Below are 6,311 nucleotides of genomic sequence, written 5' to 3' on the forward strand. Positions count from 1 at the left end.
GGCGGCTACTGCGGCGGCGCTGCCGAGCAGGCGGGGGGTGATGGTGCCGAGGGCGGCGTCGCGGGCGCGCAACGCCAGTCGGCCCCGGCTCTGGAGCACCGCCGACATGCGGCGGGTCTGCCGGACCACCGTCGCCGCGCGGGGGCGGCGTGTCCGGTCGTACGCGAGCACCGCGTCCGGCAGCGTGGACTCGCGCAGCAGGGCGGCCAGCGTGACGGCGTCCTCGAAGGCCAGGCAGGTGCCCTGCCCGAGGTGCGGCGGCATGGCGTGGGCCGCGTCGCCGAGCAGCACCACCCCGCCCGGCCCGACCGGGAAGCCGTACGACTTGGGCAGCGGACGCAGCTCGCGGATCTCCTGCTGCACCAGGTCGGCCGGGTCGGTGGCGGCCAGCAGTTCGTCGACCGGTGCGGGCCAGCCCGCGTACCAGCGTCGCAGCAGCGCCAACTGGGTCTCGGGCGGTTCTGGGCGCGGCGCCCCGGCGGCGGTCGCCATCCAGTAGATGCCGCCCCGGCTGGACCCGCCGGAGGAGCCGCGCTCGCCGAGGGAGGCGGCGGCGAAGCGGTAGCCGGCACCGAGGATCTCCCCGCCGACGGGTGCACCGCCGGTCAGGTCCGGTGCGCGGTACCACGGGATCACCGCGCGCCAGGCGGCACAGCCGGAGCTGACCACGTTCGCCTCCGGGGCGAGCTGACGGCGGATCACGCTGTCGGCGCCGTCGGCCGCGACCACCAGGTCGGCCTCGAACGTCTGCCGGCCGTCACCGACCGCCGGCCGGGCCCCCGGAGTGGCGCGTACGGTGCGTACCGTCACGCCGGTACGCAGCTCGACGCGCTCGCCCAGGCCCGCGATCAGCGTGTCGTGCAGGTCCTCCCGGTGCACCACGACGGGCATGCGCTCGACCGGGGTCTGCCGGGGCTGCACCAGCCAGTGTCCGTCCGGTCGGCGCACCCCGCCGTCCGGCAGCGGGGTGGCGATGGCGTCCAGGCCGGCACCGAGGTCCAGGGCACGCAGCGCGCGTACGCCGTTGGGCCAGAGCACCACGGCGGTCGGCTCGGGACGGATGCGGTCGGCCCGTTCCAGCAGGGTGACCTGCCATCCCGAGCGGGCGAGCGCACCGGAGACCGCCAGGCCGCCGAGCCCGGCGCCGACCACGACCGCGCTGCGCACGGGCTCAGCTGTCGCGATCGGCGGGACGTGCCGCCGCGCCCTCGGCGACGGTCGGGGTGTCCTCGTCCTCGTCGGTCGGGGTGCCGGGGTCGGCGGCGTCGGTCGGGGTGCGGGGATCAGGGTCGGTCGGGGTGCCGGGGTCGGATTCGGCGGGGTCGGTCACCTCGCCGGGGGCCTCGCCGGTCTGTCGCCAGTGCGCGAACTGTTCCTCGCTGACCACCCGGTAGCCCTCCGGCACCGCCGGCTCGCTGCTGCCGCCACGCGTCGCCGAGAGGTCGACCTGGGAGACGTCCGAACCGGCCGGTGCCGCGGTGGCGGTCGGCAGGCCGATCGGGATCAGGTACTCACGGGGCCCGCGCACCCGGAGGAAGTAAATCAACGCGCCGACGAAGACCAGCGCCGCGGTCCAGACGTTGAGGCGTACGCCGAGGATGCTGGTGGCGTCGTCGGTCCGCATCATCTCGATCCAGAACCGGCCTGCGGTGTAGCCCATCACGTAGAGGGCGAACGCACGACCCCGGCCGAGGCGCAGCTTACGGTCGAGGAAGAACACCAGTGCGGCGACGCCCACGTTCCAGAGCGCCTCGTAGGCGAAGGTCGGGTGATAGAGCCCCTCCTCCAGGATCGGCCGGCCCGCCTCGTCGCGCAGCGCCTGACCGCCGTCCATCCGGTGGATCTCCAGCCCCCAGGGCAGGTCCGTCCGGCCGCCGTAGAGCTCGTTGTTGAACCAGTTGCCCAGTCGGCCGATCGCCTGCGCCAGCGGCAGGCCCGGCGCCAGCGCGTCGGCGACCACCGCGAACGGGATGCCGAGCTGCCGGGCGGCGATGTAGGCGCCGACCGCGCCACCGGCCACCGCACCCCAGATGCCCAGGCCGCCCTCGTGGATGAAGAAGACCTTGATCGGGTCACCGCCGGTGCCGAAGTACGCCGCCGGGGAGGTGATCACGTGGTAGATCCGGGCGCCGATGATGCCGGCCGGCACCGCCCAGAGGGCGATGTCGAGCACCGCGCCGGGGGCGACGCCACGCTGGCGCAACCGTCGCTCGGTGACCCAGCAGGCCACCACGATGCCGGCGATGATGCACAGCGCGTACGCCCGCAGCGGGATCGGGCCGAGATGCCATACGGCGGTGCTCGGGCTGGGCAGGGCGGCCAGGGACGTCGGCGAGGCGAGACTCACGGGTGCACACGCTACCGCTGCGGACCCCCGGAACGTCACCCCGGTCCGCCTCGTGTGCCCGGCATCCGTGGCCCGCTGGGGCTTTTGTCCTCAGGAACGTCGCACGTGTGCCCCGGGCGCGTCGCGCATACCCGGGGCACCGGCAGATCGCGTACCGGTCGACTCAGCGGGCCGGGTTGCGGACGCCCTCGGCCAGTTCCGCGCTCAGCGTCCGCAGTGCGGTCAGCCCGGCCTCCTGGTCGGGGGCGTCGAGCAGGCAGCGGATCAGCGCGCTGCCGACGATCACCGCGTCGGCGTACCCGGCGACCGTGGCGGCCTGCTCCCCGGTGCCCACGCCGAGCCCGACGCCGACCGGGATCTCGCTGATCTCCCGGACCCGCGACACCAGCACCGGCGCCGCCTCCGAGGTCTGCGCCCTGGCCCCGGTGACCCCCATGATCGCGGTGGCGTAGACGAAACCACGGCAGTGCGCGACGGTCATCGCCAGCCGGGCGTCGGTGGACGACGGGGCGACCAGGAACGTGCGGTCCAACCCGTGCGCGTCCGACGCGGCCAGCCACTCCTGGGCCTCGTCGGGGATCAGGTCGGGAGTGACCAGCCCGGTGCCGCCGGCCGCCGCGTAGTCCCGGGCGAAGGCGTCCACGCCGTACCGCTCGATCGGGTTCCAGTAGGTCATCGTCACCACCGGCGCGCCGGTGGCCGCGACCTCCTCCACGATGCGCAACGTGTCCCGGGTCCGCACGCCGCCGGCCAGGGCGATGTCGCTGGCCCGCTGGATCACCGGGCCGTCCATCACCGGATCGGAGTACGGGATCTCGACCTCGATCACGTCGACGCCCGCCGAGACCATCGCCGTCATCGCGGCGATGCTGCCCTCGACCGTCGGGAACCCGGCCGGCATGCAGCCGACCAGCAGCGCGCGGCCGTCGGCCCGAGCCTTCTCGAACGCCCCACCGATCCGGCTCATGCCGCCGCTCCGCTTCGCTCCGAGCCGTCACGAGCTACCCGGACGAGATGATTCGCTCGCTGACGCTCGCTCATGCCGCCGCTCCGCTTCGCTCCACGCCGCCATGAGACACCAGGGCGCTGCACCGACGATTCGCTCGCTGACGCTCGCTCATGCCGTCGCTCCGCTTCGCTCCGAGCCGAGGATGCCGAAGTACTCGCCGGCGGTGTGCACGTCCTTGTCGCCCCGGCCGGAAAGGTTGACCACGATCGTGGGCTCTCGACCCAGCTCGGCGCTGAGCTTCGGCGCGACGGCCAGGGTGCCGGCGAGCGCGTGCGCGCTCTCGATCGCCGGGATGATCCCCTCGGTGCGGCAGAGCAGCTCGAACGCCGCCATCGCCTCGTCGTCGGTGACCGGCAGGTAGCTGGCCCGGCCGGTGTCGTGCAGCCAGGCGTGCTCCGGACCGACGCCCGGGTAGTCCAGACCGGCCGAGATCGAGTGCGACTCGACGGTCTGGCCGTCCTCGTCCTGCAGCACGAAGGTCCGCGTACCGTGCAGCACGCCGGTGGAACCGCCGGTGATGCTGGCCGCGTGCCGCCCGGTGGTCACCCCGTCGCCGCCGGCCTCGAAGCCGTAGAGCCGCACCTGCGGGTCGCCGACGAAGGCGTGGAAGATGCCCAGCGCGTTGGAGCCGCCGCCGACGCAGGCGGTGACCGCGTCCGGGAGTCCACCGGTGAGCTCCTGGCACTGGGCCCGCGCCTCGTCGCCGATGCCCCGCACGAAGTCGCGCACCAGGGCCGGGAACGGGTGCGGGCCGGCAGCGGTCCCGATCAGGTAGTGCGTGTCGTCGACGTTGGCGACCCAGTCCCGCATCGCCTCGTTCATCGCGTCCTTGAGCGTGCGCGAGCCGTTCGTCACCGGCACCACCTCGGCGCCAAGCATCCGCATCCGGGCCACGTTGAGCGCCTGCCGCTCGGTGTCGACCTGGCCCATGTAGACCACGCAGTCGAGGTCGAACAGGGCGGCTGCGGTGGCGGTGGCGACGCCGTGCTGACCGGCTCCGGTCTCGGCGATCACCCGCTTCTTGCCCATCCGCCGGGTCAGCAGCGCCTGACCGAGCACGTTGCGGACCTTGTGCGCGCCGGTGTGGTTGAGGTCTTCCCGCTTGAGCAGCACCCGGGCACCGACCCGGGCGGAGAACCGACGGGCCTCGTAGAGCAGCGACGGGGTGCCGGCGTAGTCGCGCAGCAGACCGGCGAACTCCGCTCGGAACGACTCGTCGGCCATCGCCGCGCGGTGTGCCGCGTCCAGTTCGTCCAGGGCGGCGACCAGCGCCTCCGGCACGAACCGACCACCGAACCGACCGAAATGTCCGGCCGAGTCCGGGAAAGACGCCTGCTCGCTCACGCTGACACTCCGCTCCGCTGCGTGCCCCCGCGAGGCACCACCGCACCGATGATTCGCTCGACAGGCTCGCTCATGCCGGCACTCCGCTCCGCTGCGCGCCGCCACCAGTCACCGCGTGGATGATTCGCTCGACAGGCTCGCTCATGTCAGATCCCCTCGCCACGACGGCGTCAGCGCGCCGGGCGGGGCGTGGCAGGATGGTTGCCGGCGTTGACCAGTTCGGCCACCGCCTCCCGCGGACTCTTCTGGGTGACCAGGCCCTCGCCGACCAGCACCGCGTCGGCCCCGGCCGAGGCGTACCGGATCAGGTCGTGCGGACCGCGTACGCCCGACTCGGCGATCTTGACGACGTTGCTCGGCAGACCGGGTGCGATCCGCTCGAACACCGACCGGTCGACCTGCAGCGTACGCAGATCGCGGGCGTTGACCCCGATCACCTGCGCACCGGCCTCCAGAGCCCGGTCGGCCTCTTCCTCGTCGTGCACCTCGACCAGCGCGGTCATGCCCAGCGACTCGATCCGCTCCAGCAGGCCGACCAGGACGTTCTGCTCCAGCGCGGCGACGATCAGCAGCACCAGGTCGGCGCCGTGCGCGCGGGCCTCGTGCACCTGATAGCTGGAGACCACGAAGTCCTTGCGCAGCACCGGGATGCTGACCGCCGCCCGGACCGCGGCGAGGTCCTCCAGCGAACCACCGAACCAGCGACCCTCGGTCAGCACGCTGATCGCCCGTGCGCCACCGGCCGCGTAGCCACCGGCGAGCTCCGCCGGATCGGCGATGTCGGCGATCTTGCCCTTGGACGGTGAGGAACGCTTCACCTCGGCGATCACCGCGACGCCGGGCTGGCGCAACGCGGCGTACGCGTCCAGCGGTGGCGGGGCGGCAGCGGCGAGTTCGCGGATCCGCTCCATCGGGACCTGCTCCTGCCGCCGGGCCACGTCCTCGCGGACGCCGGCCAGGATCTCGTCGAGCACGCTGACGGACGCTGCCGGGCCGGCCTCGTTCCCTTCCGCGTGCGGATGCTCAGCAGTCACCAACGGACTCCCCTCTCCGGGTGTCATGGGCCGATGCTAGGTGCCACCACCTGGCACCGACCGGTGGGGGTATGGCGCGCCTCACGAAATGGGCTGCGGCATAATGACCGACCTGCGCGAACAGGGCGTGACTCTCCGTCACCCCCTTATCGACGCCCACCCATATCGACGGCAGTCTTGACCTTACCGGTCACCCCCCGTCGAGGCCGGTCGATGCTGTGAGCAAGCTCAAGGCCGAACGGCCCTTTGCCTGCTCAGGGCCCCTGCCGCAGTGTTGATGTCGTAGTCATCACCGCGAAACGTGAAACGTGCAGCATCAGACTCGGGCACACTCGATGACGCGCCTGCCCCATCGCCACGACGATCTCTCCCCGGGGTGATCATGAATTCCTCCGCGCCGCAGCAGACCATCGGACTCACCACCATCTCGCGTACCGTCGCTTCGCTCGCCGTCGGTGTCGTCCACACGCTGGAACGCGCCGTCGTCGGGCCGACCCGGATCCGGACCGCGCGCGGCAACGCCTGGGAGGCCATCTGCGCCGACCGGGCCCGGGCCGACCAGCGGGCCGCGCTGGAC

At 72.8% G+C, this 6,311-nt stretch carries 6 protein-coding genes; 1 reads left to right on the forward strand and 5 read right to left on the reverse strand.

Translation table 11 applies throughout. The features are described 5' to 3' along the window. From EYA84_RS23950 to trpC, 5 genes are all read right to left on the reverse strand, one after another. Positions 1-1,167: NAD(P)/FAD-dependent oxidoreductase (locus tag EYA84_RS23950; RefSeq protein ID WP_131055555.1), on the reverse strand; the 1,167-nt coding region annotated here is incomplete at its 3' end. A 4-nt stretch (positions 1,168-1,171) separates the two neighbouring features. Beyond that, on the reverse strand, positions 1,172-2,347 hold the full coding sequence (gene lgt, locus EYA84_RS23955; RefSeq protein ID WP_131055557.1) for a prolipoprotein diacylglyceryl transferase: 1,176 nt from the start codon (positions 2,345-2,347) through the stop codon (positions 1,172-1,174). Between the two features lie 163 nt (positions 2,348-2,510). Further along, entirely contained in the window at positions 2,511-3,314 is an 804-nt protein-coding gene (trpA, locus tag EYA84_RS23960) for a tryptophan synthase subunit alpha (RefSeq protein WP_131055559.1), read from the reverse strand. A 150-nt stretch (positions 3,315-3,464) separates the two neighbouring features. After that, positions 3,465-4,700: a tryptophan synthase subunit beta gene (trpB, locus tag EYA84_RS23965; RefSeq protein WP_131055561.1), complete on the reverse strand. Its 1,236-nt coding sequence runs from the start codon at positions 4,698-4,700 to the stop codon at positions 3,465-3,467. 170 nt (positions 4,701-4,870) lie between these two features. Then, the gene (gene trpC / locus EYA84_RS23970) at positions 4,871-5,674 is read right to left on the reverse strand and encodes an indole-3-glycerol phosphate synthase TrpC (RefSeq protein WP_176095944.1); all 804 of its coding nucleotides are present in this window, start codon (positions 5,672-5,674) and stop codon (positions 4,871-4,873) included. Positions 5,675-6,116: 442 nt separating this feature from the next. On the opposite strand from trpC, the gene EYA84_RS23975 reads away from it, so the two are divergent. Then, positions 6,117-6,311 (forward strand): hypothetical protein (locus tag EYA84_RS23975; protein ID WP_131055565.1); only part of this gene is annotated, 195 nt, incomplete at its 3' end.

The organism is Verrucosispora sp. SN26_14.1 (assembly GCF_004307965.1).
Classification (GTDB): domain Bacteria; phylum Actinomycetota; class Actinomycetes; order Mycobacteriales; family Micromonosporaceae; genus Micromonospora.